Origin of the sequence: Streptomyces longisporus (assembly GCF_039532765.1) — a bacterium.
GTDB lineage: Bacteria > Actinomycetota > Actinomycetes > Streptomycetales > Streptomycetaceae > Streptomyces > Streptomyces longisporus.
On the sequence record NZ_BAAASG010000007.1, the window covers coordinates 903,121 to 928,362 of the forward strand.

General features: G+C 70.0%; 26 protein-coding genes. 10 read left to right on the top strand and 16 right to left on the bottom strand.

Features of this window, described 5'->3' with window-relative positions:
* The first annotated feature begins 118 nt into the window (after positions 1-118).
* The 4 genes from ABD355_RS15430 (at position 119) to ABD355_RS15445 (ending at position 4,784) form a co-directional block, all read left to right on the top strand.
* A complete protein-coding gene (locus tag ABD355_RS15430; protein WP_344400849.1) occupies positions 119-1,192 on the top strand; it encodes a TerD family protein in 1,074 nt (357 codons plus the stop codon).
* A 135-nt stretch (positions 1,193-1,327) separates the two neighbouring features.
* On the top strand, positions 1,328-1,690 hold the full coding sequence (locus ABD355_RS15435) for an ArsR/SmtB family transcription factor (RefSeq protein ID WP_344400850.1): 363 nt from the start codon (positions 1,328-1,330) through the stop codon (positions 1,688-1,690).
* Between the two features lie 135 nt (positions 1,691-1,825).
* Positions 1,826-2,497 carry a transglycosylase SLT domain-containing protein gene (locus ABD355_RS15440; protein WP_344400851.1) on the top strand — a complete coding sequence of 224 codons (672 nt, stop codon included), beginning with the start codon at positions 1,826-1,828 and terminating at the stop codon, positions 2,495-2,497.
* A 589-nt stretch (positions 2,498-3,086) separates the two neighbouring features.
* Entirely contained in the window at positions 3,087-4,784 is a 1,698-nt protein-coding gene (locus ABD355_RS15445) for an LCP family protein (RefSeq protein WP_344400852.1), read from the top strand.
* 57 nt (positions 4,785-4,841) lie between these two features.
* Here the strand turns inward: ABD355_RS15445 and ABD355_RS15450 are convergent, their stop codons facing one another.
* The 3 genes from ABD355_RS15450 to ABD355_RS15460 all read right to left on the bottom strand — a co-directional run bounded on the left by ABD355_RS15450 (position 4,842) and on the right by ABD355_RS15460 (position 6,292).
* Positions 4,842-5,501, bottom strand: a complete 660-nt coding sequence (locus tag ABD355_RS15450; RefSeq protein WP_344400853.1) for a double zinc ribbon domain-containing protein — start codon at positions 5,499-5,501, stop codon at positions 4,842-4,844.
* Positions 5,502-5,640: 139 nt separating this feature from the next.
* Entirely contained in the window at positions 5,641-5,856 is a 216-nt protein-coding gene (locus ABD355_RS15455; protein ID WP_425585752.1) for a hypothetical protein, read from the bottom strand.
* Positions 5,857-5,881: 25 nt separating this feature from the next.
* Positions 5,882-6,292, bottom strand: a complete 411-nt coding sequence (locus tag ABD355_RS15460) for a sec-independent translocase (RefSeq protein WP_344400855.1) — start codon at positions 6,290-6,292, stop codon at positions 5,882-5,884.
* A gap of 153 nt (positions 6,293-6,445) precedes the next feature.
* On the opposite strand from ABD355_RS15460, the gene ABD355_RS15465 reads away from it, so the two are divergent.
* Positions 6,446-7,021, top strand: coding sequence for a TerD family protein (locus tag ABD355_RS15465; RefSeq protein ID WP_344400856.1), 576 nt, complete (start codon positions 6,446-6,448; stop codon positions 7,019-7,021).
* A 137-nt stretch (positions 7,022-7,158) separates the two neighbouring features.
* Here the strand turns inward: ABD355_RS15465 and ABD355_RS15470 are convergent, their stop codons facing one another.
* Positions 7,159-7,806, bottom strand: coding sequence for a phosphatase PAP2 family protein (locus ABD355_RS15470; protein WP_344400858.1), 648 nt, complete (start codon positions 7,804-7,806; stop codon positions 7,159-7,161).
* Positions 7,807-7,986: 180 nt separating this feature from the next.
* On the opposite strand from ABD355_RS15470, the gene ABD355_RS15475 reads away from it, so the two are divergent.
* Positions 7,987-8,370, top strand: a complete 384-nt coding sequence (locus ABD355_RS15475) for a BlaI/MecI/CopY family transcriptional regulator (RefSeq protein ID WP_344400859.1) — start codon at positions 7,987-7,989, stop codon at positions 8,368-8,370.
* Positions 8,371-8,375: 5 nt separating this feature from the next.
* The gene (locus ABD355_RS15480) at positions 8,376-9,341 is read left to right on the top strand and encodes a M48 family metalloprotease (protein WP_344400860.1); all 966 of its coding nucleotides are present in this window, start codon (positions 8,376-8,378) and stop codon (positions 9,339-9,341) included.
* 182 nt (positions 9,342-9,523) lie between these two features.
* On the opposite strand, the gene ABD355_RS15485 is transcribed toward ABD355_RS15480, so the two are convergent.
* A complete protein-coding gene (locus ABD355_RS15485) occupies positions 9,524-11,221 on the bottom strand; it encodes a purine-cytosine permease family protein (protein WP_344400861.1) in 1,698 nt (565 codons plus the stop codon).
* 403 nt (positions 11,222-11,624) lie between these two features.
* Complete coding sequence (locus ABD355_RS15490; protein ID WP_344400862.1) at positions 11,625-12,728, bottom strand: substrate-binding domain-containing protein; 1,104 nt, start codon at positions 12,726-12,728, stop codon at positions 11,625-11,627.
* Positions 12,729-12,817: 89 nt separating this feature from the next.
* Between ABD355_RS15490 and ABD355_RS15495 the strand changes: the two genes are divergently transcribed.
* On the top strand, positions 12,818-13,276 hold the full coding sequence (locus tag ABD355_RS15495; protein ID WP_344400863.1) for a MarR family winged helix-turn-helix transcriptional regulator: 459 nt from the start codon (positions 12,818-12,820) through the stop codon (positions 13,274-13,276).
* 369 nt (positions 13,277-13,645) lie between these two features.
* On the opposite strand, the gene ABD355_RS15505 is transcribed toward ABD355_RS15495, so the two are convergent.
* The 4 genes from ABD355_RS15505 to ABD355_RS15520 all read right to left on the bottom strand — a co-directional run bounded on the left by ABD355_RS15505 (position 13,646) and on the right by ABD355_RS15520 (position 16,143).
* A complete protein-coding gene (locus ABD355_RS15505) occupies positions 13,646-13,924 on the bottom strand; it encodes a hypothetical protein (RefSeq protein WP_344400864.1) in 279 nt (92 codons plus the stop codon).
* Between the two features lie 91 nt (positions 13,925-14,015).
* Positions 14,016-14,309, bottom strand: a complete 294-nt coding sequence (locus ABD355_RS15510; RefSeq protein ID WP_344400865.1) for a hypothetical protein — start codon at positions 14,307-14,309, stop codon at positions 14,016-14,018.
* 23 nt (positions 14,310-14,332) lie between these two features.
* The gene (locus ABD355_RS15515) at positions 14,333-14,989 is read right to left on the bottom strand and encodes a hypothetical protein (protein WP_344400866.1); all 657 of its coding nucleotides are present in this window, start codon (positions 14,987-14,989) and stop codon (positions 14,333-14,335) included.
* Positions 14,990-15,009: 20 nt separating this feature from the next.
* Positions 15,010-16,143, bottom strand: a complete 1,134-nt coding sequence (locus tag ABD355_RS15520) for a hypothetical protein (protein ID WP_344400867.1) — start codon at positions 16,141-16,143, stop codon at positions 15,010-15,012.
* Between the two features lie 1,367 nt (positions 16,144-17,510).
* Here ABD355_RS15520 and ABD355_RS15525 point away from each other — a divergent pair.
* A complete protein-coding gene (locus ABD355_RS15525; protein WP_344400868.1) occupies positions 17,511-18,182 on the top strand; it encodes a DedA family protein in 672 nt (223 codons plus the stop codon).
* 239 nt (positions 18,183-18,421) lie between these two features.
* On the opposite strand, the gene ABD355_RS15530 is transcribed toward ABD355_RS15525, so the two are convergent.
* From ABD355_RS15530 to ABD355_RS15540, 3 genes are all read right to left on the bottom strand, one after another.
* Entirely contained in the window at positions 18,422-18,985 is a 564-nt protein-coding gene (locus ABD355_RS15530; RefSeq protein WP_344400869.1) for a hypothetical protein, read from the bottom strand.
* A 64-nt stretch (positions 18,986-19,049) separates the two neighbouring features.
* Positions 19,050-19,199: a hypothetical protein gene (locus ABD355_RS15535; RefSeq protein WP_344400870.1), complete on the bottom strand. Its 150-nt coding sequence runs from the start codon at positions 19,197-19,199 to the stop codon at positions 19,050-19,052.
* A 216-nt stretch (positions 19,200-19,415) separates the two neighbouring features.
* Entirely contained in the window at positions 19,416-20,144 is a 729-nt protein-coding gene (locus tag ABD355_RS15540) for an MgtC/SapB family protein (RefSeq protein ID WP_344400871.1), read from the bottom strand.
* Positions 20,145-20,541: 397 nt separating this feature from the next.
* Here ABD355_RS15540 and ABD355_RS15545 point away from each other — a divergent pair, with 397 nt between their 5' ends.
* Entirely contained in the window at positions 20,542-20,703 is a 162-nt protein-coding gene (locus ABD355_RS15545) for a hypothetical protein (protein WP_344400872.1), read from the top strand.
* Positions 20,704-20,721: 18 nt separating this feature from the next.
* On the opposite strand, the gene ABD355_RS15550 is transcribed toward ABD355_RS15545, so the two are convergent.
* From ABD355_RS15550 to ABD355_RS15560, 3 genes are all read right to left on the bottom strand, one after another.
* Positions 20,722-21,447: an N-acyl homoserine lactonase family protein gene (locus ABD355_RS15550; protein ID WP_344400873.1), complete on the bottom strand. Its 726-nt coding sequence runs from the start codon at positions 21,445-21,447 to the stop codon at positions 20,722-20,724.
* A 267-nt stretch (positions 21,448-21,714) separates the two neighbouring features.
* The gene (locus tag ABD355_RS15555) at positions 21,715-24,222 is read right to left on the bottom strand and encodes an ATP-binding protein (protein ID WP_344400874.1); all 2,508 of its coding nucleotides are present in this window, start codon (positions 24,220-24,222) and stop codon (positions 21,715-21,717) included.
* A 115-nt stretch (positions 24,223-24,337) separates the two neighbouring features.
* Positions 24,338-25,147: an intradiol ring-cleavage dioxygenase gene (locus ABD355_RS15560; RefSeq protein WP_344400875.1), complete on the bottom strand. Its 810-nt coding sequence runs from the start codon at positions 25,145-25,147 to the stop codon at positions 24,338-24,340.
* Positions 25,148-25,242: the final 95 nt, after the last annotated feature.

Sequence of the window (25,242 nt, forward strand, 5' to 3'; positions counted from 1 at the left end):
AGCCGTTGAGGTTCTGTCACCTGATCAAGACATTTGCGCAATCCGGCAAGTGAAAGGGTTAGGGTCGAGTCGACCAGGAGGACCGCGGAAAGCGGAACGGCAACTGCGGAGGACGTGCATGAGTGTGTCCCTGACCAAGGGCGGCAACGTGTCGCTGAGCCAGCAGGCCCCGGGCCTGACTGCGGTGACGGTCGGGCTGGGCTGGCAGGCGAACACCGGCTACGACCTGGACGCCAGCGCACTGCTGTGCGACCAGTCCGGGAGAGTGCTTTCCGACCGGCACTTCGTCTTCTTCAACAACCTGACCAGCCCCGACGGTTCGGTCCGTCACTCCGGTGGCGGCAGCGCGGTCGGCGGGGACGACCAGCAGATCCAGGTCGACCTCGCCCTGGTCCCGGACCGGGTCACGAAGATCGTCTTTCTCGTCTCCCTCTACGAGGCCGCCTCCCGCGGCCAGAGCTTCGGACAGGTGCACCGCGCCCACATCCGCGTCCTCGACCGGGAAGCGGGCACCGAACTGGCCCGCTACGACCTCGCCTCCGGCGGCCTGTCGAGCGAAACGGCTCTGGTCGCGGGCGAGTTGTACCGGCACGGGGCGGAGTGGAAGTTCCGAGCGGTGGGCCAGGGTTATGCCTCCGGGCTGGCCGGCATCGCCACCGACTACGGCGTCGACGTCCTGCGCGACACACCGCCGAGCCCGGCTTCCGGCCCCGCCGTGAAGGTGAGCACTCCTGCTTACGTGCCGCCCGCGGCCCCCACCCCGACCGTCGTCTCCCCGCCGCCACCGGCGTTCGCCCCCACCCCACAACCCAGCGGGAGTTCACCCATGACGTGCTTCTTCGACCCCAACCACGGCCCCGGCACGACGACCGTGACCTGGTCCCCGCAGTGGGGCGTGCCCCGGCCGATCCAGGCGTGCGGCGGTTGCGCGCAGCGCGTGCAGAGCACGCCGCCGCCCTTCTACACGCCGCCCCAGCAGGGCTACCCGCAGCCCGCGCCGCAGGGCTATCCCCAGCAGGGCTACGGGCAGCCGTACGCGGACCACCAACAGCAGCAGGGCGGCGGTCGCCGCTTCGGCGCCGGAGCACTCATCGGCGCCGGTGCGGCCGGTCTGGTCGGCGGCGCGCTGCTGAACGAGGCGTTCGACGACGACGAACCGGACGTGATCGTCAACAACTACTACGAGGAATGACCGGCGGACTGCGGCCAGCCCGGCCTCCCATGGGGACGGCCGGGCCCCCGGCACTACCTGTACACCGAGGCGGTACGCCTACACTGGGTGCGCGCGTGTGCGGGCACTGTGACGAGGTTGGGGCGGGAGACGACTGTGGCGCAGAACGTCGGTGGCTGTGAGGATCCGTCCGCCGAGCTCCTGGCGGAGGCGGCCGAGGCGTTCGGACTGCTCGCCTCGTCGGCCCGGCTGCACATCATGTGGGCGCTGTCCCAGGGCGAGAGCGACGTCACGCATCTTGCCGACCGGGTCGGCGGTGCGCTGCCCGCGGTCAGCCAGCACCTGGCGAAGCTGAAGCTCGCCGGGCTCGTCCGTGCCCGCCGCGACGGCCGCCGGCAGGTCTACTACGTCGACGACCCGGACGTCGTGACCGTGGTCCGCGTGATGGTCGGGCAGCTGACCGCCCGGACGCGCAAGGCCGCCGCACCGGTGCGCCGGCTGAACGCGGCAGGTGTCTGAGACCACCGCGGCCGTTACGGCGGGGCCGAGCCGGACCATGCTGTGGCGCGGACACAGCGGCGCCTCACGCAGGTCTTAACGGGCCTGTTGTAGAAGGGTGCTGGCCAACGGGGCGGGGTGCAGGAGAGGCGAGGCATGTCCGAGTCGAAGACGCCGAAGCGCTGGCGGTGGCTCCCCGTTGTGGTCTTCGCTCTGGCGCTGTACGTCATGGTGCGTGCGGCCGGGACCCCGCAGGGCGACGCGCAACCCCGGGCACGAGCATCCGTCTCCACTCCGGCGGCTACGGCGGCTCCTTCGACCTCGGCGACGACCGCCTTCTCGTACGACCCTGCCGACTACGCCTCCCAGGTCCGCGCCCGGGCTCGACAGACGGGTGTCAGCGCCCAGTTGCTGATGGCGATCCTCTACAACGAGTCGTACAAGCCCCACGACCCGTCCCTGGAGCGGGCCTGGCAGAAGTACAAGCCGGACGCCGCCTTCGGCATCGCGAACATGCACCGCGCCACCTTCGAGGGGGTCAAGAAGGGCCGGGACTTCGCCGACCGGCGATGGGAGGAGCTGCCCGACGACCGGGACCTCGCGATCGAGGCCGAAGCCTGGTACCTGCACGACCTCGCGGCCCAGCTGCCGGCCACCTGGCGCGGCGCGTACACCAAGAACGAGCTGCTGGCCCTCGGCTACAACACGGGCGCGGGCAACATGCTCGCCTTCGCGCGCGGCGCGACCCCGGGCAGCCAGGCGCAGTCCTACCTGGACAAGCTGAACGCCAACTGGGCCAAGGCGGGTGGCGCGGTCGCAGCCGGCTGAAGCCGCGAGGGACACCGGCCCGGACGAGGCGGCAGTCGCGCGTTCTTCCTGATACGGGCCGGTTAATTGCAACATTGCGCAATAATCGAAGTGAACGGGGGTCGAGCCCGGTGTCGGGGGAGGAGGGCGTGCATGCCGCGCGGGGAGATTCAGCGAGTGCGGGCTGTGAATCTGCGGCTGGCCGCCGCCCTGGCCGAGGTCGAAGGGCTCTATTCGGCCTTACTGAGGGCGAGTTCTTCCAGGCGGCGCCGACGGCTCCGGGCGGAACTGGCGCGTGCCGCCGGCCGTCTCGCCGTACTGGCCGCCGAGCCGCCGACGCCCCGGTCCTCCGTCGTCGCCGTGCGGCGCTCACGCAGGGGGCGGCGCCGGGCTCTGGCCGAGCGTGGCGCCGCGTGGATCATCGCCCGGTATCAGGGTGGCGCACCTCCTCGGGCATGAGATCCCTCACCTGTGAATACGCCAGGATCTGGGCTGTACTGGCCATAAATTTGCTAGATTGCGCAACTATGCAATCGAGGTGGGATCCCTCTCACCTGCCCATACCCCGACGGCCCCCTCTGCCGGGCCCGACCCTTCATGGGAGTTGGAGATGAGTGACCCGTGGGACGGGCCGGGCGGTCGGGCCACGCGTAGCCGCAGCGGCCGGGTGCCCGGGCAGCGCGGGCCGGACGGGGCGCGCCCACGCGGCCCTGCGGCCTCCCACCCGCGCGGCCGTAGGGACTCGCGGCGCCCGGCCCGGCTGACGGGCCGCGGCAGGCGGGTGCTGAAGATCGCCACGATCTGCCTGTCCGTCCTGATCCTGGCCACCGCAGGCGCCGGCTGGTGGTTCTACCAGCATCTGAACGGCAACATCAACAGCGTCTCGCTCGACGGCAAGGGCGGCACGGAGAAGGCGGACGCCTTCGGCCGTACCCCGATCAACATCCTGGTGATGGGCTCCGACGGCCGGACCAGCGCGGTGGACTGCAAGCTCGGCGGCGGCTGTTCGAAGACCGGGGTGCAGACCGGCCACGGGAACGCGGACGTGGAGATGGTGGTGCACGTCTCCGCGGACCGTTCGAACGCCACCGTGATGAGCATCCCGCGGGACACCATGACCCACGTCCCGGGCTGCAGGGACAGCGTGACCGGCCAGTCCACGTCCGGCTACTACGGCCAGATCAACAGCGCGCTCCAGTACGGCCCCGCCTGTCAGGTGGCCACCGTGCACCAGCTCACCGGCATCCCCATCGACCACTTCGTCGAGCTCGACTTCTCCGGCGTGGTCAAGATGTCCGACGCGGTCGGCGGCGTCGACGTCTGCGTCAGCGACAACGTCTACGACACCTACTCGCATCTGAAGCTGTCCAAGGGCACCCACACCCTGAAGGGCGTCGCGGCCCTGGAGTTCGTCCGCTCCCGGCACGGCTTCGGGGACGGCAGCGACCTCGGCCGTACCGTCTCCCAGCACATCTTCCTGAGTGCGCTGATCCGCAACTTCAAGAGCGCGGGCACACTCACCGACCCCACCAAGGTCTACGACCTCGCGGACGCCGCCACCAAGGCGCTGACCGTCGACGACGGCCTCGGCAGCGTCAGGAAGCTGATCGCGCTCGCGGCCGACGTGGACAAGGTCCCCACCAAGCGGATGACGTTCACCACCATGCAGACCGCCCCCGACCCGGCCAACAGCGACCATGTGCTGGTGGGCGCGGGCGCCAAGAGCCTGTTCTCCACCATCGCGGGCGACCAGTCCCTGACCACCGGCTCCGGCGGCAGGTCCGCGGCGGCCTCCGCGACCGCGAAAGCCACCGCGACCGCCTCGGCCGTGCCCCCGTCGCAGATCGCCGTGACGGTGGAGAACGGGACCACGATCACCGGCCGCGCCTCGACGATCGCGAGGGCCCTGACCGACCAGGGCTTCAGCTCCGGCACGACCACGGCCAACGCCCCGAGCGCCGCGAACACCACCACCCTGACCTACGGCACGGGCCTGCAGACCGAGGCCCAGACGGCCGCCAAGGCGCTGGGGCTGTCCTCCTCCCACCTGAGGCAGGGCACAGGAACGGGGCTGACGCTGGTCATCGGCAGCGACTGGCCGAGCGGTGACAGCTATCCGGGCGGCACGTCCTCGCCCGCGCCCGCCGACACACAGGCCGCGGTCTCCAACGCGCACGCCTCGACCGCCGACCAGGCCAAGACCTGCGCCAAGGTCAGCCCCTACAAGACGGTGCAGATCAACGGCGTGCCGATGACCCCGGCGCAGGCGTACGCGGCTGCCAGGGCCGAGCCCGACTCCGACGCGTGAAGCGCGCGGGTCCGGTTGGGCCCGCCGCCGCGCGCGAGCGTTGAAACCGGCCGGCGGCTACTGGCGTGTGCCGCAGCCCGGGCAGAAGGCCGCGCCGTTCGGCACGACGCCGGAGCAGGAGGCGCACTGGTTGGACTGGGCGAGGTGGTAGCCGCAGCCGGAGCAGTACGCGGCTCCATGGGTCTCGGTACGGCACTGAGGGCAGACCAACTGCCGGGGCGCGGACGGGTCGTAGGTCTGCCCGGCCTGCTGCCCCGCGGCGTAGGACCGCTGCGAGGCCATGTCGTTCAGGCCACGCTGCTGGGCAGCCATGGCCTCGGCCGCGGTGTCGGGGGCGCAGTGCAGGCACAGTCCCTGGGCGGCGTTCCAGCAGCGTCCGCAGACGTAGTTGGTGCAGCGGGCGCAGCGGTTGAAGTGCCCCTGCGCATTGCTGATCGCCCGCTGGAAGGCGTGGTCGCGGGCCTGTCCCCAGCCGGCCCCCGCAAGCCCGTCCGCCGCCGACGTCACACCCCTGCCCGTGTTGCCGAGCAGGCTCCACGCGACGTCGGCCCCTTTCTGGAGCCAGCTGGCGGCCCGCTCGCCGACGTACGCCTCGAAGGGCGACCGCCAGGTGTCGTAGCAGCGGGAGCAGGAGAACTCGAACTGGAAACCGGCCCCGGTGCCGTTACGTTCGCACAGGTCGCGGTAGTTGTTGCTGAAGTAGATCTCACTGCTCATGTGGTCCCCCCACAGGTCGAGCCGTCGGCACACTGCCGTACGACGCAGGCGGAAGAGTACTGGTTCTCGATGGCCGAAAAGTCACCTCCTCGGCCCTGCGCCCGTCACCCGGTCCGCCGATCCCCCCGAGCCCCGTCCGTCAGGGGCTGGCTATGTCGAAGCCGTACCGTAGCGGTTCGCTCGTGACGCCGTAGTCGCGGCGGTAGAGGTACACCCCTTCCGCACGCAGGCCCTCCGGTCCGGCTTCCACCTGGCACGGATACGTCACCTGGACCACCCGCGGCCGGTCGGAGACCTTCAGCCGCAGTCCGTCCGCGGGCCCTCCGCTGAGCACCGCGGTCTCCCATCCCGTCATGCCGATCGTTTCCACGGCCATCAGTTTAGGGCTTGCGCAAGTCGATATGTGTTGCTGCGCCGCTCCCCGGTGCCGGATCCTCCTGCGGCGTCTCGTCAGCCGCTTCGCGCACCGCCTCGGCCACCTGTGCCAGTTCCGCCCTCGGGTCGAGGGCGCTGCGGACCTCGTCGAGCCCAAGGCCCTCGCCAAGGCCGTTGCCGTCGAGGACGTGCTTGCGTACGAACGTCTTCGGATGCAGGTCCTCGAACTCGAAGTCCTTGAACTCCGGGCCCAGTTCGGAGCGGATTTCCTCCTTGGCGCTCTCGGAGAGCTCCCGCACCTTGCGCAGGAACCCGGACACGTTCTGGATGATCTCCGGGAGTCTGTCCGGTCCGAACAGCAGGACGGCGAGGACCGCCAACGTGACCAGTTCCATCGGGCCCACATCGGAGAACATCTGGCACCCTTCGCCTTCGCCAGGTCGACCCGCCCGGCGCGGGAACCCTGTGGCCTCGATACTTTAGTGCTTGCGCAAGCGTGGGAACCGTCGCGGTGGTGTCGGCGTTCAAACCCAGTGACCGTGAAAAGTCCGCAGTCGGAAGGAAGAACCGTGGGAGTAAGCCTGGGCAAGGGCGGCAACGTGTCGCTGAGCAAGGAGGCGCCGGGATTGAGCGCGGTGCTCGTCGGTCTGGGCTGGGACGTACGGACGACGACGGGCGCCGACTACGACCTGGACGCCTCCGCGCTGCTGCTCGACGCGTCCGGCAAGGTCGCCTCCGACCAGCACTTCGTCTTCTACAACAACCTCACCAGCCCCGACCGTTCGGTCGAGCACACCGGCGACAACCTCACCGGTGAGGGTGAGGGCGACGACGAGTCCATCAAGGTCGACCTCGCCGCCGTACCGGCCGAGATCGAACGGATCGTCTTCCCGGTCTCGATCCACGAAGCGGAGTCGCGCGGCCAGAGCTTCGGACAGGTGCGCAACGCCTTCATCCGCGTGGTGAACCAGGCCGGCGGCCAGGAGATCGCCCGCTACGACCTCTCGGAGGACGCCTCGTCGGAGACGGCAATGGTCTTCGGGGAGCTGTACCGGTACGGCGGAGAGTGGAAGTTCCGCGCGGTGGGCCAGGGTTACGCGTCGGGCCTGCGCGGCATCGCGGCCGACTTCGGGGTCAACGTCTGACCGCCGCCTCCGGCCTCGTGGCAGGTCGGGGGGTCCTCCGTCGTGCCGTCGGTGGCCGGACTCCTGCTTGCAGGGAGCCGGCCGCCCACCCGGGGCGGTGCGACCGGGGGCTGTCGACGGTGTCCCTGGCCCCTGCGTCAGGAGGCGGCGTGGGCGCCGACGGGGGCGGCGGTCAGCACTGGCTCCAGTACGCCGGTGCGCAGGCGGGCGACGAGGGGGGCAGCGGCGCGGCCCAGGATCGCGCTGGTCAGATAGGCGGCCGGCAGGGCGAGGAGGGCTGCGCCGAGCACGTCGTGGGGGTAGTGGTCGCCGAGGTAGACGCGGGTGAAGCCCTCCAGGAGCGCAAAGGCGGCAGCGATCGCGGACAGGCGCCGGTCGAGCAGCCACAGTGCGGCCACGGTGGCGAACGCGGTGGTGCTGTGGCCACTGGGGAAGGCGTAGTCGCTGCGCGCGGGGCAGGCGTCGACGAAGTAGTCGTGCGGCAGCGAGTAGCAGGGCCGTACCTCGGCGATCAGCTTCTTGGCCACCTCGGCGAGCGCGAAGGCCGCCACCACGGCGACCGGTGCCGCCAGAGCGAGGGTCATGCTGCGCGTGTCACCACGGCGGGCCCGCCACCAGCCCAGCACCATGAGTACCGCGAACACGCCGAGCCCCGCGTTGGTCCACAGGGCGATCGGGGCGTTGAGCCAGCGGGTGTCGCGGGCGATGCCGGTGACGGTGGTGAACAGCGAGCCGTCGATGCCGGAGCCGTCGAAGGCGAGCTGGACAGCGGGGTGGACAGTCATCGGATGCGATCTCCCATGGTGGCGCGGGCTACAGGTCGGCCAGAAACGCCCCCCACCTCGATAGCATCTACTCGCTTGTAGAAGTTAAGGGTGTGGTGCGGCTCCCGGCCGCGGGCCGACGTCTACAAACTCGTAGAAGTTCTACAGGACTGTAGACGATGAACGGATGGTAGCCAACTCATGAACACCGGACGCGATCCGGGGGAACGCAGACCGGGCGGCGCGCTGGAGGCCGAGGTCCTGGCCCTACTGCAGTCCTCGCAGCAGGCGCTCACCCCCGGCGAGGTGCTCCGGCACCTGGAAGACGGCCTGGCCTACAGCACCGTGGTCACGGTGCTGTCCCGCATGTTCGACAAGGGACTGCTGACCCGCAGCAAGCAGGGCCGCGCCTACGCATACGCACCGGTCGCCGACGCCCACGGCCTCACGGCCCGCCGGATGCGGCAGGTCATGGAATCCGATTCGGACCGTGCCGCGGTTCTCACACGGTTCGTGGAAGACCTGCCCGCCGGGGACGAGCAGTTGCTGCGGCAGCTCCTCGGCGACCTGCCGGACCAGGAGTGAGTGGCATGGTCATGCATCTGCTGGTCTACCTCCCGCTGCTCTTTCCGGTTCCGGCCGCGCTGGCCGCCAGGACACTGGCCGACCGGCTGGAACCCCGGCTCGCGACCTGGCTGCTGACGAGCTGCGCTCTCGCCCTGTCCGCGCTGAGCTGCGCCGCACTGGGGGTCCTCGCCGTCGCGGGTCTGATACGCCTGCCGCTCACCGCCGACCTCGGTGACTGGTCGGCGGCCACCGTGCGCGCGGGGGATCCGGTGTCCGTGATCGAGGCGGTCGGGGCCGCACTGGTTCTGGCCGCGGCGACGGCAGCGGGGATGCGGATGCTGTGGCGCCGGATGCGGGCGCTGGCGGCCGCCGCGTTCGAAGCGGCCTGTCTGCCCGGCCACGGCGAGCTGGTCCTCGTCGACGACGAGGCTCCCGACGCGTACGCGCTGCCCGGCCTGCCGGGCCGGGTCGTGGTCTCCACCGGCATGATGGACGCCCTCGACGACGCCGACCGCGAGGCCATGCTCGCGCACGAACGTGCCCATCTGGCCTGCCACCACTACGCCTTCGCCGCCGCGGCCCACCTGGCCGCCGCCTGCAACCCCCTGCTGAAACCCGTCGCCACCGCCGTCGCCTACACCGTGGAGCGCTGGGCGGACGAGCGCGCCGCCACAGCCTGCGGCGACCGCCGCCAGGTCGCCCGCGCGGTCGGCAAGGCCGCACTGGCCACCGCTCATGCTCCGGCTCGTCGGCGTCTGCCCGAGGCGGTGTTCGGCCTGCTCGGCCGACGCCGCAACCCCCTTGAGGGCGCGGGGCCCATCCCGCGGCGCGTTGCCGCCCTGCTCGCCGAGCCCATCGCCTACTCGCCCCCGCTGAACTACCCGCTGCTGCCGCTGACCGGCGCCGCCGTCCTCGTGGGCGCCAGCGCCCTGTGCGCCTTCGCCGCCGCCCACGACCTGCATCTTGTCCTCAAACTGGCCGGCGCCTGACCGGTCCGCTGCCCCGCTCGATCCGCAAGCCGAGGGAGGCCTGCCGGCGCCGACGACCATGCCCAGTGCCGGGTTCTCCAGGCGGCTCGCCGTGAAGGGACATGCTTCGGCCGACATCGGCTCCGGCCCGTGTCGAAGGACGCGGGTCGGAGCCGATTACCCGTGGAGGTGAGAGTGGGGGGTCAGTCCGTGGATCGGACGGTCGGCATGGCGAGTACGACTGGTCCGGTACCGGCGCCGCTCTTGCAGGAGTCGTGGCAGTCCTTCTCCAGGCTGCAGCACAGGGAGCAGATGGCCCCGGAGTGGAAGGGGCAGTTGGCCACGTCGGGCCGCTCGAAGTCGGTGGTGCACACGGTGCAGGTGAGGGTGACCGCCGACGGCAGGCCGTCGGCGCCGAGCAGCGGCTCCTCCAAGTCGTCGACACGGGCGATGTAGTACTTGCCCCTGGTCAGCACCGCGAAGAGCGGCGAGAGCACCATGGCCAGGAACAGGGCGATGAACGGGGAGTACGCCTTGCCGTAGTCGCCGAAGGCGTTGAAGTACGCCGCGATGGAGACGGCCGAGGCGATGAGCATCGAACCGAAGCCGACAGGGTTGAAGTTGTGGAGGTGGGCGCGCTTGAACTCGATGTACGAGGGGCTGAGCTTCAGCGGCTTGTTGATGACGAGGTCGGCGACGACCGCGCCGATCCAGGCGATGGCGACGTTGGAGTAGAAGCCGAGCACCGTGTTGAGGAAGCCGAACACGCCGCCCTCCATCAGGGCCAGGGCGACCCCGACGTTGAGGAAGATGTAGACGACCCGGCCGGGGTGACGGTGGGTCAGCCGGGAGAAGAAGTTCGACCAGGACAACGAACCCGAGTACGCGTTCGTCGAGTTGATCTTTATCTGGGAGAGGATCACGAAGAACGTGGCCAGACCCAGGGCCACGGGCGCGGCGAAGGTCTTGAAGCCGTGCACGTACTGCTGGATGGGCTCGTTGGCCTTGGACAGGCCCACACTGCCGGCGATGTAGAAGGCGAGGAAGGCCCCGCCGATCTGCTTGGCCGCACCGAGCACCACCCAGCCCGGGCCGGCCGAGAGCACCGCGCCCCACCACTTCTTGCTGTTCTCGGGCGTCTTGTCGGGCATGAACCGCAGATAGTCGACCTGCTCGCCGATCTGCGCGATCAGGGACAGAGCCACGCCGGCACCCGCGCCGACGCCGAGCATGCTGATGCTCGAGCCGGTGGGGGAGTTGCCGGCGAAGTGCGTGAACTGCGAGAACTTGCCCGGCTCCTGGACGGCGATGGACACGAACGGCGCGACCATCAGCACCAGCCAGACCGGCTGCGTCCACACCTGCATCTTGGACAGCGCCGTCATGCCGTAGATGACCAGCGGCAGGATGATGAGGGAGCAGATCAAGTAGCCGACGGCGAGCGGTATGTGCAGCCCCAGCTCCAGCGCCTGCGCCATGATCGAGCCTTCGAGGGCGAAGAAGATGAAGGTGAAGCTCGCGTAGATGACCGAGGTGAGCGTGGACCCGAGGTAGCCGAAGCCCGCGCCCCGGGTCAACAGGTCCATGTCGATGGAGTACTTCGCCGAGTAGTACGAGATCGGGATGCCGGTCAGGAAGATGACCACTGCCGCGGCGAGGATGGCCACCATGGCGCTGGAGAAGCCGTTGGAGATGGCGATGGAGCCGCCGATGGCGAAGTCGGCGAGGTAAGCGATGCCGCCCAGGGCCGTGGTTGCCACCACGTACGGGGTCCAGCGACGGAAGGACTTCGGCGCGTAGCGCAGCGAGTAGTCCTCCAACGTGTCGTTCTGCGCCCAGTTGTTGTACGTCCGTCCGCCCGCACTCGCCGGTGGCGCTTCCTTGTCGACGATCTCCGTCACGACTCTTCCCTCTTCCGGACGCAGGGCCACGACCCGGATGACCCGGGTGTTTTCAGGGAAGAGTCAGGTCTTTCTGTTTCTTGAGCGTTTCGCGTTCTTTAAAGGGGAGTTCTTTGACGAGCCCTTTATGTGACGCGCGTAGAAATAGGCGACAAACTTGTGGCCTGCGGATTCTGGACGCGATTGACCCGTCGAACGGCCGGGTGGGCGGGTGCTGTTCACGGAGGGGCGAACTCCGTGATTGTGTACGGTCCGACCGTTGATTGTGCCTGTCTCGCGGATGGCGAATTGCCACGCTCGATACTTCCCGTAGAAAGTATTTCTGCGGCAGGGTATTGTCAACGGCCACGCCGGACAGCGGCCTCAGAGGCGCGCTGGCCAGCCCCAACTGGAGGGCGAGGGGTCAGAGTTGGGCGACGATGTGGAAGTCGAAGGCGTCCGCCCGTGCCAGATACAACCGTTGGGCGAGATGGTTGCCGTCCAGCCGCAGCACGCCCCGCGGGCCCTCGTAGGACACCGTGTCTGCGACGGCACACATCGCCCGTACATCCAGCGACCGCGTCCGCTCGGCCAGCGCCGCCAGCAGCCGTACCCCTTCGAAGCAGGACTCGCCGAGGCTCCCCACGACGGGTGCCTGTACCCCGAACCGGGCCGCGTAACGGGCGCTGAAGTCCAGGCTCTCCGCGGTCGCGAGCGTCTCGAAGAACCCGGCCGTCGCCCAGAGCCCGTCGGTGGCCTCGGCACCGGTGGCCAGCAGGATGTTCTCGTCCATGTGGGTGCTCAGGCGCAGACACCTCTGGTGAAGACCGTATGCGGCGAACGCCCGGTTGAAGCGGGCCGCGTCGTCCCCGATCAGCAGCATCAGCACCGCGTCGGCCTCGCTCCGCTCGATCCGGCGCAGCACCGGCCCGAACTCGTGCGTCCCCAGCGGCACGAAGACCTCGTCCCGCACCCGGCCACCACAGGCGCGGGCATAGCGTCGCGCGGCACGAGCGGTCACCCGCGGCCACACATAGTCGTTGCCCACCGTGCACCAACGGTGCGCCCCGGTCGCCTCGGCCAACAGCCGCATCGCAGGGAGCAGTTGGGCGGCGTCGGTCTCGCCGGTCAGGAAGACTCCCGGGGTGCGCTCGCCGCCCTCGTACTGGGCGGTGTAGACGTACGGCACCCGGCCGGCGATCCGCGGCAGCAGCGCCTGGCGGACCGCCGAGGTGTGCCAGCCCAGCACTCCGTCGACGGCGCCCAGCGACACCAGGGCCTCGACCTCGACGGCCACCTGCTCGGGCGATCCCCCGCCGTCCACCGTGACGAGCCGGACCTCCCGGTCCAGCACGCCGCCCGCGGCGTTGAGCTCCTCCACGGCCAGTTGCGCGGCAAGTTCGCACGACGGGCCGAAGACCCCCGCCGGCCCCTGCAACGGCACGACCAGAGCCACGACCAGCGTCGTGCTCGAGTCGCGGTTCCCTCTGGGCGACACCGGATGCACAGACCACCTCCGTGAGGGCATAGGGCGCGCGGATCCCGGTCCGGGCCCCGGCGCCCTCGCAGAGGCTCGTAATCTGACCAGACAGTAGACCTAGTGGAAGGACACCGGCAATGCCGTCCGAATCCTCCTCGCCGGACCTTGCCCACCTGCTCAGCCATGCCGAGCGACGCCTCGTGCAGCGCTTGGCGGGGGTGCTGGCGCAGGAGGGCTGCTCGGTGGAGGAGTGGCGGGTCCTGGCGGCCGTCGCCGACGGGCAGGGCCATCCGATGACCGAGATCGCCGAGCACGTCCTCATGCCGGCGCCCAGTCTGACCAAGCTGGTCGACCGCATGGTCGCCGCAAACCTGGTCTACCGTCGCCCCGACCCCGTCGACCGCCGCCGCGTCCTGCTCCACCTGACCGCCCGCGGCCGCATCCTCCACGACCGCGCCGCCCTTCGCGTCCACGGCGACCAGACCCGGCTCCTCGACGCCGCGGGCGACCAGGGAGAACTCGCCCGACTGCTGTCTGTCCTCACGGCGACGGTGGACGGGCTGCCCGCGGTCGTGCCAAGTCGCACGCAGGGGTGAGTGTGCAGCCGGCGTAGGGGCGGGATGACGGGGGCCAGGAAGGCGGCGATGCCTTGGCCTTCGGCGAAGGATGCGTAGCCTGCGTCCAGCCCCGGCGGCGGTAGGAGGGCACGGCCCGGTCCGAACGGACCGAGGTGAGCAGCCGGGAACGGCCTTCGGGCGCGTCCGGGTTGACCGCTTCGAGGAGGCCGGCAGCGAGCCCGGGGCCGCGGTCTACCGGGCGGACGGCGAGTTCGTCGATCTCACGGGCGCCGCACAGCCACTCCACCGTGCGCTCGCCGAGGGTGGTCGACGCAGTCGCGAACCCGACGAGCTCTTCGCTCGTCCTCGTCCCAGGGCGGGGCCCGGAAAGCGGCGGCCACCGCCCGGCTACCGCTGCGACGGGGGTGCAGCGCCGCGTACTCCGGGGGCGCGCTGACGGGGCGATCGACACATCCGGCGGTCGGCGACGGTGACGGTGACGTCAGGATGGATGTCGCTGTCGGCACCGAGGGACTCGGCGGCGGCACTGACGGCTGCGCCATCGGCGGGGTGCTCGACGACGCGAGCGAGGTAGCCGGACAGTTCGGCCAGTGCGTTCGCGCCGTCGTCGAGGCGTCGGACGGCTTGCGCGTCCCGCTTGGGCGGCACAGAGGCCGTGCAGGTCATCACTACCCCCTTGAACTGTTGTTCACCGGCGTCCCGAGCATGGACGCGGCCCTGCTCGACGAGTTGTCCGGCGACATCAACAGAGACGGGGTCAGCGACGGCCGCGCCGGTCCGTGCTCCGGTCGCGGGCGTCCTCGATGGTGGTGCGGCGCAGCTTCGTGAGGAGCGGCTCGATGTCCTCGACATGGGCACCGCCCTTGAGTTCCTGGTAGATCCTGTCGGCGATCTCCTTCTGTCGCCAGGTCTGGCCTGCCACCAACTCCTCGCCGAGCTCGGCGAGTTGGGCTGCGCGTCGCCGGGCGGCGGGGTCGTCCTGGTCCTGGCGGTCTCCCAAACCGTGGGTGTGGAAGGCGCCGTGAGTGCTGTGGGCGTCGTAGGAAGTCATGGTCGCTCTCCGGTTCCGTCGGCTCAGTTCTGGCCGGTCTGCCTGCGCTTCTTGGCCCGGCGTGCGTCGCCGAGGCCGCTGAACGGGTTGGTGGTCAGGTCGACCGCGGTCTTGCGCACATCCACGGAGTGGTGCTCGTTGAAGTGCAGGACCCAGGCGAGAATCAGCAGCCGGTTCATGCGGGGGTCATGGACCGTGACTTCGTACTCGGCCCGGACTCCCGCGCGCCGGGCGAAGTCGAAACCCTCGGACTGCGGCCCGCAGAAGCGGTGTTGTGCGGACAGAATGGCGTCGACGCTCGGGCGGCTGAGATACCAGTTGATGACCGGAGCACGGCGCAGTTTGGTGTTCAGGCCCTTCGGCTGTCCGGTCAGTTCCCCGAGGTCGTTCTGGACAAGGGTCCACGCGCCGGTATGCCGGTGCCAGTCCGGGGACCGCACCTCGCCGATCTGCCTGCGGTCGGCCGAGAACGGCATCCACGGGGTGACGAAGCCCAGGGTCTCGTCCGGGCGGTCCGCAGGGAACACCCGGTATTCGGGCAGGGAGTGGTGCGGGGAATCCTTGTGCATCAGGATCACGGGCGCCTTCTGCCCGACTCCCCGCACCTGCCAGGTGGTGTGCGAGCGGCTGTAGTCGGCCGAGACCGTGAACTCGTGCAGGGGCTGGAGCATCCGGTTCATCGGGTTCCCTCTGGATGTGTTCACGCCGCGGGCAGCAGGCCGATGCGGGACGCGCCCATGGCCGGGGACCAGCCGCCGCCCTTCTCGAACTCGAAGCCGCGCTGTTCCACGTCGTCGATGAGGCTGCCGATGGACGGGGGTGATTCCATGAAGTCGATGGCCTTCTGGACGCCTTCCTTGATGGCGTCCACCGCGTCGGAAATCTTCGCGAAGATCGTCTGGATCATGCCGATCGCGTTGATGATGAGCCTGACGGTTTTGTACATGTTGTAGAGCCTGTCGGCGGTCCAGAAGCCCGCGACGACGTCCGCGAGCGGGTCTTCGGGCCCGAGGCCGACCGCTTCGATGGCGGCGTCGCCGGCGATCATCTCCGCGAACTGCTCGACGAGTTTCTTGATCCCGTCCTCCATCAGCTTGCCGATCTCGCTGAGCGCCTCCCAGACGAGTCCGACGACGACGTGGTAGCCGTCCTTGAACGCCTTCGAGGCGAGCTTGGAGGCGTCGCCGATGCCGCCGATGCCCATGGTCCAGCGGAACATGTACGAGTCGAAGTTGGTCGCGGTCTCCCCGGACCACTCACTGCCGAGTCTCCAGGAGCCCTTGCGCAGCGTTCCGGCGACCGTGTACGCCGCGTCGCCCAACTCGTCGTAGGCGTCGCTCAGATACTTCAGCCGACCGTACTCGCCGAAGAGGGGCGTGAGCATCAGCTCGATCAGGCTCTGGCCGGTGCACCACTGGAAGGCGTGCTCCGCGGCCTTGAGGTCGGAACTGTTCCGGGCCACCAGGAGCGCGGTGTGGATGCTCTTCGACGTCGTGTCGTCGGCGTCGTCCAATTTCTTGAGTTCGACGTCCTCGTCGGTGAAGTTGCCGAGGTGGGAGGCGCCGGGGAGCGTGGAGATGTCCGGGAAGGAGAAGGAGGACTGCGGGTATATGTTGCGCAGTTCTATCGCGGTGTTCTGGTCGACGTGGGTGTAGGCGGCAGCCGTGCTGTGGATCTTGTCGTCGATCACGCCCATGCCCCGCTGGCACTGCGCGAACTTGTCGCCGAAGAACGCCGAGACGTCAGGCACGAACGCCCGCGCCACCACGAGCACTCCGTCGAGACCGTCGACCTGAGCACACTCGTTGTGGCTCCACTGCACGAGCCTGCCCAAGTGATCGCCTTGGCTCTTCGTCAGATTCCCGTATGCGTGAAAGTCGCTCTGCGCGGGCGCGCGGAAGCCTGTCACGGCCATTCCCCCGATTGACGTCATGTCAGTGTCCTGTGCTGCGACGGGACACTACATGTCGTAGGGGTGGATTTGGCGGCCGTTGGCATGTCCATAAGCAAATGTTGACGGCTTGACCTGGGGAGACGATGGCGGCCACACGCATCGCCGTGAGGTAGAACGACAGGGCCGGAACGCCAAGCCCGGGAGTGGAACATGAGGGCCTACATCTGCCGCGCGGCGCTCATACTCGCGGTGGTGTCGGCGTGGGCCGGGTGCGGTGCGTTCGGGAAGGGGCCTCCCACGCCGGTCGCGACAGGCCCGGTGACGATGCCCGATCTGGTCGGGAAGAACGCCGAGCAGGCCGAGGACCAACGGGAGAAGCTCGGTGTGCCCAAGGGTCGATCAAGCTGCGGGCGGATGACGGGCACCATGTGGTGGTGCTGGTGGCATCGAACTGGGATGTGAACACCCCATCAGTGAAGGCGGGCGCGCAGCTCGGAGTGAAGCAGGTGCTCGTGCTCGGCGTGGGGAAGCCGACGAGGCGCGAGCGTCATCACGGCCACCTGCTCCAGCTGGTTGTCCCGTGTGGGTGTGACACGGCCTGGTGAGTGTCATTGCGGCGAAGCACGCGCGGGCGTACGGCAGTTGTGGGTTCTGCAAGCCGATCAGCCGCACACTCGGCCCGTTGCTGGGCGGGTTTGCTGGTGTGCCCTTCCTCGCCCGACCGGGGCGCCGGCCGCGGCGACAGCGGCCCTCTCGGTCGGCGTGGGTTCCTCCCGGTCTCGGGCCGGGAGGCCGGGTTCGGTACCGTCGCCACCGGTGCCGCCGTGTCGGTGTTCGCCGCCGGCGCCGCCATGCTCCAGCTGAAGGCCGGCCGGGCGCTGGTGCGACGCTGCCGGGGTGGCCGGCGTGCTGCCCGCAGCCCTCCCGTCGGCGCCGGGACCGGCCTGATCACCGCGCACGGCTTCGCCTCCCTGGTTTCCTCGACTCCTCAGGCGGTCGAACGCCGACAGCCCAGGGGTTCGCGCAATGATCGCCGGAGTGGAGGCTCGTCAAGAGTCGCCTGCCGTTCGGTGGCGCCACTGATCTTGCCGGGGGCTTCGGAAAAGCCGCAGAGTTCGTGCCCGCTGGTTGTCGCCGGGTGAACTCGCAGGTCGTCTGCTTGGTGGTGTGGCGTGGCGACGGATGGTGCCCACGGGTGCCACGTGACCTCGCCGGCCCCTGGGCGCGACTGATCCGTGTCCGTCAGCAGTGGTCGGCGTACCGCAGCGCAGTGCACCCGGTAGCCTCGGCTGCAGAGGTGATCCGCGATGACCGCACCTCCCTTGCCCGGTGTCTTTGCCGACCTCGCCCCGCTTCTCGACCACTGGGGTTACGGGGCGGTCGGTGGCCTGCTCTTCCTGGAGGACTTCGGTGTGCCGGTTCCCGGGGAGACGATGCTGATCGCTGCCGCCGTGTATGCGGGAGCGGGGCGGCTGAACGTCGTAGCGGTCGCCGTGATCGCCTTCGTCGCCGCCGTGTGCGGTGACAACATCGGCTACGTCATCGGCCGTTACGGCGGCCACCGCCTCGTGACGCGATTCGGCCGCTACGTGCTGCTGACCCCGGCGCGGGTCGCCAAGGCGGAGGCGTTCTTCGTCCGCAACGGCGGCAAAGTCGTCACGGTCGCCCGCTTCATCGAGGGCCTGCGTCAGGCGAACGGCATCGTGGCCGGACTCAGCGAGATGCCCTGGCGCCGCTTCCTCTTCTTCAACGCCCTGGGGGCAGCCCTGTGGGTGGGGGTGTGGGTGACCCTCGGCGACGTCGCCGGAGACCACATCGGCACCCTGTACCCGGCCATCCAGCGTTACGAGTTGTACGTCCTCGCCGCAGCCGGCGTGGCCCTCGCCGTGGTGGTCGTTCGCCACCTGCGCCGTCGTCGGGCCACGGACACGGGCCGACCGTCTCCGGACCCGGACGATCGGCAGACTCCAGCTCGCTGACCCTGGGCGCGACTGATCGGTGTCCGTCAGCAGCGGTCGGAGTGCTCCTTTGTGACGATGTCGGTGAGGTGGGTGCGCAGGATGAGGGACGAGGTGGGCCAGGGGAGGGGGGCAGGAGCGTGGGCAGGAGCGGAGCCGTCGCCAGTCGTACGGCGGATGGCCGAGCTTCGGGCGGTGCCGGTCGTAGCCGTTGATCAGTGCCCGACCGCCGATGCACACCACGATGCCCATCCGCCCGGCTACATCGACGGCGGGTCCTCCGGGCGCCCAAAGACCGCCGACCGCGACCGTCCACGGCCAGTAGCCGAGCAGGGGGTGGACGGCTGGCTGATGCCAGATCTTGGTGGGGCGACGGCCTGTTGACGGGTGAAGAAACCCGACCGCAGTTCGGCCCACCACTGCACGAGGCCGAAGACCAGCCAGCCCACGCCGGAGGCCAGACCCCTCCACAGGCCCGAGGGTCCGGCCGGCGGTGTCGTGCCCATCCGCCACACCCCCAGCGCGACGGCGACCGCCAGCAGCGGATCGCCGACGAGCGCCGCCACGAACCCGGTGCGAAAGCCCATCAGGCGCCGCTCCAGCATCAGCGCCAGCACCCACAGGCCACCCGGTGTGACAGCCGGCATTTCCAGGGCGGCCGCCCAAGGCCCGTGCTCCAGCGGCACCCCCAGCCAGGGAAGATACTGTCCGGTCACATCAGACACGATCCCCCGGCGCGACCGCTCCATGCCGTTCACGCCCCGGCTCGCGCGGGTCAAGCAGGGCAGGTCGAGCGTGACGGTACCGCCGTGCGCGGTGGCCACCGCCTGTACGAAGGCGAGTCCCAGGCCGGAGCCCCGTCTTCGACGGCGGCGTGACGTGGACGGCTCAGTGCCCCTGGCGCAGGGCGTTGTCCACGAGGTTGCCGACGGCCGGCCGCAGCCAACGGGCGTCGACGTAGACGCTCACGCGGGTGGCGCCGACGGCCGGGACGCGTCGGGTCCGCTCCGTGGTGCGTCGGTGCAGCGCCCGGCACACCTCGACGCCGTCCAGCCCGGCAGCTAGACGTCGAGAACCACGGCGTCCACACGCGGGTCCCGGGCGGCGGCCAGGCCGGATGCGCCGTCGTAGCGGCCCTCGGCGCCCTGCCCGGGGTGGGCAGAGCGATGTACCACCTGGATGCGGCAGCAGCTTGAGGCATTCATCGGCCGGCCCGCTCGCCACGAGGCCACCGAGCGGCGAAGGTGCTCGCACCTATTCGTCGGTGGCCGCGGTCATCTCGACATCGATCACGCCGTCGTTCTGGAACAGCTCGGAGGTGAGTGGGCCGGCGTCGGCGGTGCCCTCCAGTTCGAGCAGGACGCGTGCGGCGGGATCGGTTCGGCCGGGCAGACGGTCGACCTTGACCTGGAGGATGCGGAAGCCGCGCCGGGTGCAGGTCTCCATGAGCTGGGGCAGCAGGGCCGTGCCCGTGCGGTACGTCATGCGCAGTTCGAACGTCGACGCGGTCGCGCCGGGTATCAGACGGTCGGCCAGCAGGGGATAGCCCCGCACGACGAGGAAGTGCAGGGCGGTGACGGCGCAGGCGAGGATGGGCAGGCCGCCTCCGCAGGCCATGCCGACCGCGCAGGTGAGCCAGATCGTCGCGGCGGTGGTCAGACCGCGGACGGCGTCCCGTCGTACGAAGATGAGGCCGCCGCCGATGAAGCCGATACCGGAGACGATCTGGGCCGCCACCCGCGAGGGATCGAAGGAGACGTTGTCCAGGCCGAGCACGCTGGTGAAGCCGTGCTGGGAGACCTCCATCATCAAGGCACTGGCGATCCCGACCAGGGTGTGGGTGCGCAGGCCCGCGCTTTTCTGCTGGGCCGCCCGTTCCCAGCCGATGAGGCTGGACAGCAGCAGAGCGAGCCCCAGTTCGGCCAGCTGACGCAGACCCTGTCCGTTGTTCACGTCCCACAGGGGGACCGCCAGTCCGGTCACACGCACCTCCCGTCCACCCAGGGCGTCTACCCCGAGGGCACAGACCAAGGCTGTGACGAGTCCGACAGGTCAGGACCACGGACGCTGACGGCACCACGCGGCGATGGAGCAAGGGTGCGTGCCGCGCTGGACATGCCCAGGGCCTAGGTGGCGGACGGGACGCGCGAGTGGGTGGCCTCGGCGAGGCAGGTCGGGCCGGTGTCGGCTCGTAGGAGCTGATCACGTACAGAGCTTCGTCGTTGGCGATCTGCGGCTCCCCGGAACCGCATGCGGCGGTCGCGCACAGCAGGGCCCCGGCCAGTGCGGCGACGGAGAGGGGCCGACCGGCGGCACCACGGGCACACTGCACAGCTCGGGCCGGGCCGCGCTCGCGGGGATCACCGAAGCTCTCGTCTCCATGGATGCTCCCGCCACCCCTGCCCGCGGCACGTCGGTGGCCGGCTGGTCGGCGTACAGGGACGAGGTCGTTCTCTCATGGCTCGACGGGATCGTCATGGTTCCTCCGTACGGCGCCGAGCAGTGCGAGCCGCTCATGAGCCGCATCCACGAACGTGGGTGAAGGGCGCCGGATGCCCGTCTAGTCCGACCTGGCTTGGGAGGTGCTCTGCGACGGTTCCCAGACCGAGCAGTCGTGGGCGAAGAGAACGCGTCGTGGGTCGAAGTCGGCGAGTCGCTCCATCCAGTGCCGGTAGGCGGGAAGCGGCTGTGCCACGCCGTCACGTGCCGCTTGCCGGGCCAGCTGGTCTGATGCGTAGTGCGAAGCGAAGTCGTGTGCCTGGCCGGCGAGGACCACCGTGCCGTCTCCTTGTCGAAGAACCAGCGACTGATGCCCTTGGGTGTGCCCTGGTGTCGGAATGATCCAGACGCCCGGCCGGACCTCGGCCTCACCGGAGAGTTCCTCGTAGGACGCGGCGGGGAAATCGATCAGTTCGTCGAAGGTGTAGTCAGCGTTGCGGGCAGTGGCCAACTCGATGTCCTGGACCAGGACGGGCTTGCCGCCCAGGAGAGGGTTGCCGCCGCAGTGGTCGAAGTGGAGGTGGCAGTTCGCGACGAGTGAGATGTCGCCAAGAGCGACTCCGGCCGCGGCCAGCGCATCCCGCAGGTCTCGCCGTCGGGGCCGGTAGTGGGCTTCGGTCTCGGGGTCCGCCTTGCCGATGCCGGTGTCGAAGAGGATCAGGCCGTGATCGTGTCGCACCAGATAGGCGAGCACAGGTTCGACCCGCGGCTGTGGTCCGCCGGTCTCCGACGCGGGCCGGATGAAGTACCCCAGATCGAGCCGACGCACCGCCATGTTCTTCCCCATGCGGCCAGTCTCGCGGGCTTGGACGTTCCGGTCGGCCGGTCTGCCGAGAGCAGAACCACGACCGCCGCCTTCGGCCCCACCGAGGGCGGCGGTCAGCGACGTAAGCCCGCACCATCGGGCCGAGTCTTGCGCGAGGCCAACTGCTTACAGGGGAGCCCCGGGAACCCACCGACCTGGTCGGATGACCAGTCGGGTCGCCTTCGGCGGACGAGCCGGATGTGTGCGGACCCATCCGCCGCACGACCCCGGAGCGAGGCCGGTGATACGTCACACGGAGGTGTCTCCGGCCTTGGCCCGTGCGGCCACCCACAGGGCGATCCGTGTGCGGGACCGCAAGCCCAGCTTGTCGCGCACCTTGTCCAGGTGGGTGGCGACCGTATGGATCGAAAGACCGAGCCGCTCGGCGATCTGACGGTTGGTCAGCCCGTCGGCGACGAGCTCGGCCACCATGAACTCCCTTCCGGTGAGCGTCGATCGGCCGTCTACGATCCCTACGGCGTGCGTCGCCGCTCGGTGGTCGTCGCTTCTTGTCCGCAGGGCGTACGCGACAAGCCGATCCGGGGGCAGGCGGCGCCCGCCGCTGGCCGCCGCGTCCCGGGCCGATGCCGGCAGCCGCGTGCTGATACGGGTCACCGTTCGTTCCACCTGGCGTCGCCATGGCACCTCGGAGACGGTGTCGAGGCGGCGGCGCGCCTGTGCGCTCGCCTCGTACAACAGGAGGGCCCGGCGCGTGTCTCCGCTCTCGGCGGCCACGAGCGCCAGGCCCTCCACCGGGTAGAGCGCATGAAAACTTGCTTGGGGGACGATCCGCAGCACCTCGCCGAACAGCGCCTCGGCGCTTTCCAGCTGTCCCAGGGCCAGCCGCACGGCGCCCGCCGTGTGCAGAGCGGCGGCGACCTGGTTCCACGGGGCGTGGCGTTTGAGCACGGGCAGGCAGCGGGACATGAGGGTGTCGGCCTCCGGCGCCCCGTCTGCTTGGAGCAGCGCCCAGGCCAGGTGATGGGTGCACCACGCGGTGTCCCTGGGTCTGCCCAGCGTGCCGACGACCTCCAGGCACTCCCGCAGATCGTCTACGGCTGCGTCGAATTCCCCTCGGCACAGCCGCGCCGCGGCCCGCGCGTCCAGGGCGTTGGCAAGTCCGGCGGGGTGGCGGCGCGTGCGCTCCACGGCCACCGCTTGCTCGCCGAGGTGCAGCGCCTGCGCCGGATCGGCCCGCTGGCAGGCCACGCGCGCGGCGAGCGCCGGTACCGCCCCGCCGAGCGTCCTGACGCCGTCTTCTCGCAGTAGTCCCGTCAGCAACGCGCGGGCGGCGGACGGCTGCTCCTGCTCGTAGTGCACGCGTGCCAGTTCCAGTTCCAGCCGCGGGCGCGAGACGCCGTCGTGACCGGTGGTGTCGGCCAGAGCCGCCGCGAGGTTGTCCCGTTCCGCGGCCAGCGGGCTGCCGGCCTGGTCGGGGAACACCTCGTCGTGGGCTCGGTCGGTCAGTCCGTTCAGCCATACGAGGACCCGGTGCCGGGTGCTGTGCAACTCGCCGGATGCGAGCAGGCGCTCCAGGGCGTAGGCGCGGATGGTGCTCAGCTGTCTGAATCGTGCGGTCTCCGCGTCTCCCGCCGCGTCTCCCGGGAGTCGAGCGATGAGGGACTTGGCCTCGAGGGCGCACAGGATGCCGAGTACCCGCGACGGGACGACACCCCCGTCGGCGCAGACCGTCCGCGCCGCCGCCGTGTCGAACCCGCCGACGAGGACCGCGAGACGCCGGAAGACGGCCTGTTCGGCCGGATCGAGCAGGCGGTGGCTCCAGTCGATCGCGGCCGCCAGCTCGCTGTGGCGGCCGGGGCCGGTCCTGTGCCCGTTCGACAGCAGGGACAGCTGGGCCAACTGGTCGCCCAGGCCTGCCAGGATGTCGCGTGGCGGAAGCGTTCCGGCCCGGCGGGCCGCCAACTCGACGGCGAGCGTCAGGCCGTCCAGCCGTCGGCAGATCTCGGCAACCGTCCGGCCGTTTCCGCGATCCAGCGTGAACCCCGGTGAGCAGTTCGAGGCACGCTCGACGAACAGCCGGACGGCATCCGCCCGCAGCAGGACGTCCGGGTCGTCTCCTGCGTCGGCCGGCGGCAGCGACAGCTCACCGACGCGCAGCACGGTCTCACCGGGCACCCGCAGGGCCTCCCGGCTGGTGGCGAGGATCCGTAGCCGAGGGCAGTGACTCAGCAGGGTCGCGATCAGCCGGGCGCACGGCTCGGCAAGATGCTCGCAGTTGTCCAGGATCAGCAGCCGACGGGCGTCGCCGATCGCGTGGACCAGGACGTCGACATCCGATCGCCCGGCCCGTTCACCCACGGCCAGGGCGGCGGCGACGGACTGTGCCAGTGCGGCGCCGTCACGCAGCGCGTCGAGTTCGACCAGGTCGACCCGCCCGTGGCGGCCGGGCAGGCCGCTGGCGAACTCCAGCGCCAACCGCGTCTTTCCGACGCCGCCGGCACCGGTCAGCGTCAGGAGCCGCGACGTCCGCACCAGCGTGCGCAGCCGTGACAGCTCTGCCCGCCGGCCGACGAAGGAGTCGAGGGCCGGTGGCAGGCCGCGGCCCTGGGCGGTGGTCGCCGGCGAGGGGGCGGTGCTCTGGGCGGGCGGTGACGCGGCCGTCTGCGCCCGGCCGGCATCCGGGCGCGCCGAGCGTTGCCGGAACGCCCGTTGTCTGCATGCGCCGGAGCAGTAGCGAGCCGGTCGACCCCTGCGGGGGCGACCGGCCAGCGGGGCACCGCACGACTCACATGTCATGCTCCGGTCATCCCCGCATTCGAGCCGCCCATTCACGGATGCGAGGCTCACGTCCGTCATCGGCCCACTGGGATACGCGACTCCGGGCGGCATGAACGGGCGGAAGGAGGCACTGTCAGGGCACGGCGTCGGGATCGATGCCGAGCACGACGGTGCCGGTCACTCCCTTGCCGAGGTCGCTGCCGACCTGTGTGAGCGTCAGCAGGGTGGAGGACCCGCCGTTGCGGTAGATGCCGTCCCTGGCGTTGAGCGTGCGCGTGGCCGTGTTGTTCCGGTAGGGGGCCAAGGCGGCGACCCTGCTGTTGTACGTCTCCGGGAAGTAGAGCTGACCGGTGTGGGAGACGTGGCCTCCCTGGTACTTGCCGTTGGCGACGGTGCCACCGACATGCGTCTTCACATGGATGTGGAGGGCACGGCCGACGTACCAGCCGGGGTAGATGCTGGTGAATTCGGCGACGCCGCCGGAGTCGGTCAGTTGCACGCCGCGCAGGAAGGTCGTGTCCGGGGTGGAGCCGCCGGCCACATAGCCGGAGTAGACGCCAAGAGCGTCGCAGTGCCAGATGTCCACCGCCGTGCCGGGCAGCACGGAGCAGTTCGCGGTGTCGATCACCTTGACGCGGAGGGTGAGGGGCACGCCGGACTTGCCCTCGGTGATGTCCTTGCGGACCGTGTCCAGATCCAGGTAGTACGGCCCCTCGGTCTGCTCGGGCGTGAGGACGCAGTCGGCGGCCTGCCGGGCCGGGGCGGCACCGTTCCGGCCTGCGGCCACGGCCGCCTGCCCGGACGCGAGCCCCAGAGCGGCCGCTCCGAGGGTCGCACCGCCCAGGGCGGCGATGACGGTTCTGCGGCTCGCACCGCCCGAACCGCCGGCCGGCTCGGGTGCGCGCTCGCGTTCTGTGGAATGGGGGCGGGGGGTGTCAGTCATGCTGTGAGAATGACGCGCGCGGCGGTGCGGGGGATCGACCGGATGACCGGTGAATCGGGCGTGTTACGAAACGCACGACGCCGACGTCCGCTCTC

Excerpts from the sequence above, each read along its gene's own strand:
- ABD355_RS15430 (WP_344400849.1), top strand. The coding sequence starts at position 119 with ATGAGTGTGTCCCTGACCAAGGGCGGCAACGTGTCGCTGAGCCAGCAG.
- ABD355_RS15440 (WP_344400851.1), top strand. The coding sequence starts at position 1,826 with ATGTCCGAGTCGAAGACGCCGAAGCGCTGGCGGTGGCTCCCCGTTGTG.
- ABD355_RS15445 (WP_344400852.1), top strand. The coding sequence starts at position 3,087 with ATGAGTGACCCGTGGGACGGGCCGGGCGGTCGGGCCACGCGTAGCCGC.
- ABD355_RS15450 (WP_344400853.1), bottom strand. The coding sequence starts at position 5,501 with ATGAGCAGTGAGATCTACTTCAGCAACAACTACCGCGACCTGTGCGAA.
- ABD355_RS15455 (WP_425585752.1), bottom strand. The coding sequence starts at position 5,856 with ATGACGGGATGGGAGACCGCGGTGCTCAGCGGAGGGCCCGCGGACGGA.
- ABD355_RS15460 (WP_344400855.1), bottom strand. The coding sequence starts at position 6,292 with ATGTTCTCCGATGTGGGCCCGATGGAACTGGTCACGTTGGCGGTCCTC.
- ABD355_RS15470 (WP_344400858.1), bottom strand. The coding sequence starts at position 7,806 with ATGACTGTCCACCCCGCTGTCCAGCTCGCCTTCGACGGCTCCGGCATC.
- ABD355_RS15475 (WP_344400859.1), top strand. The coding sequence starts at position 7,987 with ATGAACACCGGACGCGATCCGGGGGAACGCAGACCGGGCGGCGCGCTG.
- ABD355_RS15480 (WP_344400860.1), top strand. The coding sequence starts at position 8,376 with ATGGTCATGCATCTGCTGGTCTACCTCCCGCTGCTCTTTCCGGTTCCG.
- ABD355_RS15490 (WP_344400862.1), bottom strand. The coding sequence starts at position 12,728 with ATGCCCTCACGGAGGTGGTCTGTGCATCCGGTGTCGCCCAGAGGGAAC.
- ABD355_RS15495 (WP_344400863.1), top strand. The coding sequence starts at position 12,818 with ATGCCGTCCGAATCCTCCTCGCCGGACCTTGCCCACCTGCTCAGCCAT.
- ABD355_RS15505 (WP_344400864.1), bottom strand. The coding sequence starts at position 13,924 with ATGACCTGCACGGCCTCTGTGCCGCCCAAGCGGGACGCGCAAGCCGTC.
- ABD355_RS15510 (WP_344400865.1), bottom strand. The coding sequence starts at position 14,309 with ATGACTTCCTACGACGCCCACAGCACTCACGGCGCCTTCCACACCCAC.
- ABD355_RS15515 (WP_344400866.1), bottom strand. The coding sequence starts at position 14,989 with ATGAACCGGATGCTCCAGCCCCTGCACGAGTTCACGGTCTCGGCCGAC.
- ABD355_RS15525 (WP_344400868.1), top strand. The coding sequence starts at position 17,511 with ATGACCGCACCTCCCTTGCCCGGTGTCTTTGCCGACCTCGCCCCGCTT.
- ABD355_RS15545 (WP_344400872.1), top strand. The coding sequence starts at position 20,542 with ATGGATGCTCCCGCCACCCCTGCCCGCGGCACGTCGGTGGCCGGCTGG.
- ABD355_RS15550 (WP_344400873.1), bottom strand. The coding sequence starts at position 21,447 with ATGGGGAAGAACATGGCGGTGCGTCGGCTCGATCTGGGGTACTTCATC.
- ABD355_RS15555 (WP_344400874.1), bottom strand. The coding sequence starts at position 24,222 with ATGACATGTGAGTCGTGCGGTGCCCCGCTGGCCGGTCGCCCCCGCAGG.
- ABD355_RS15560 (WP_344400875.1), bottom strand. The coding sequence starts at position 25,147 with ATGACTGACACCCCCCGCCCCCATTCCACAGAACGCGAGCGCGCACCC.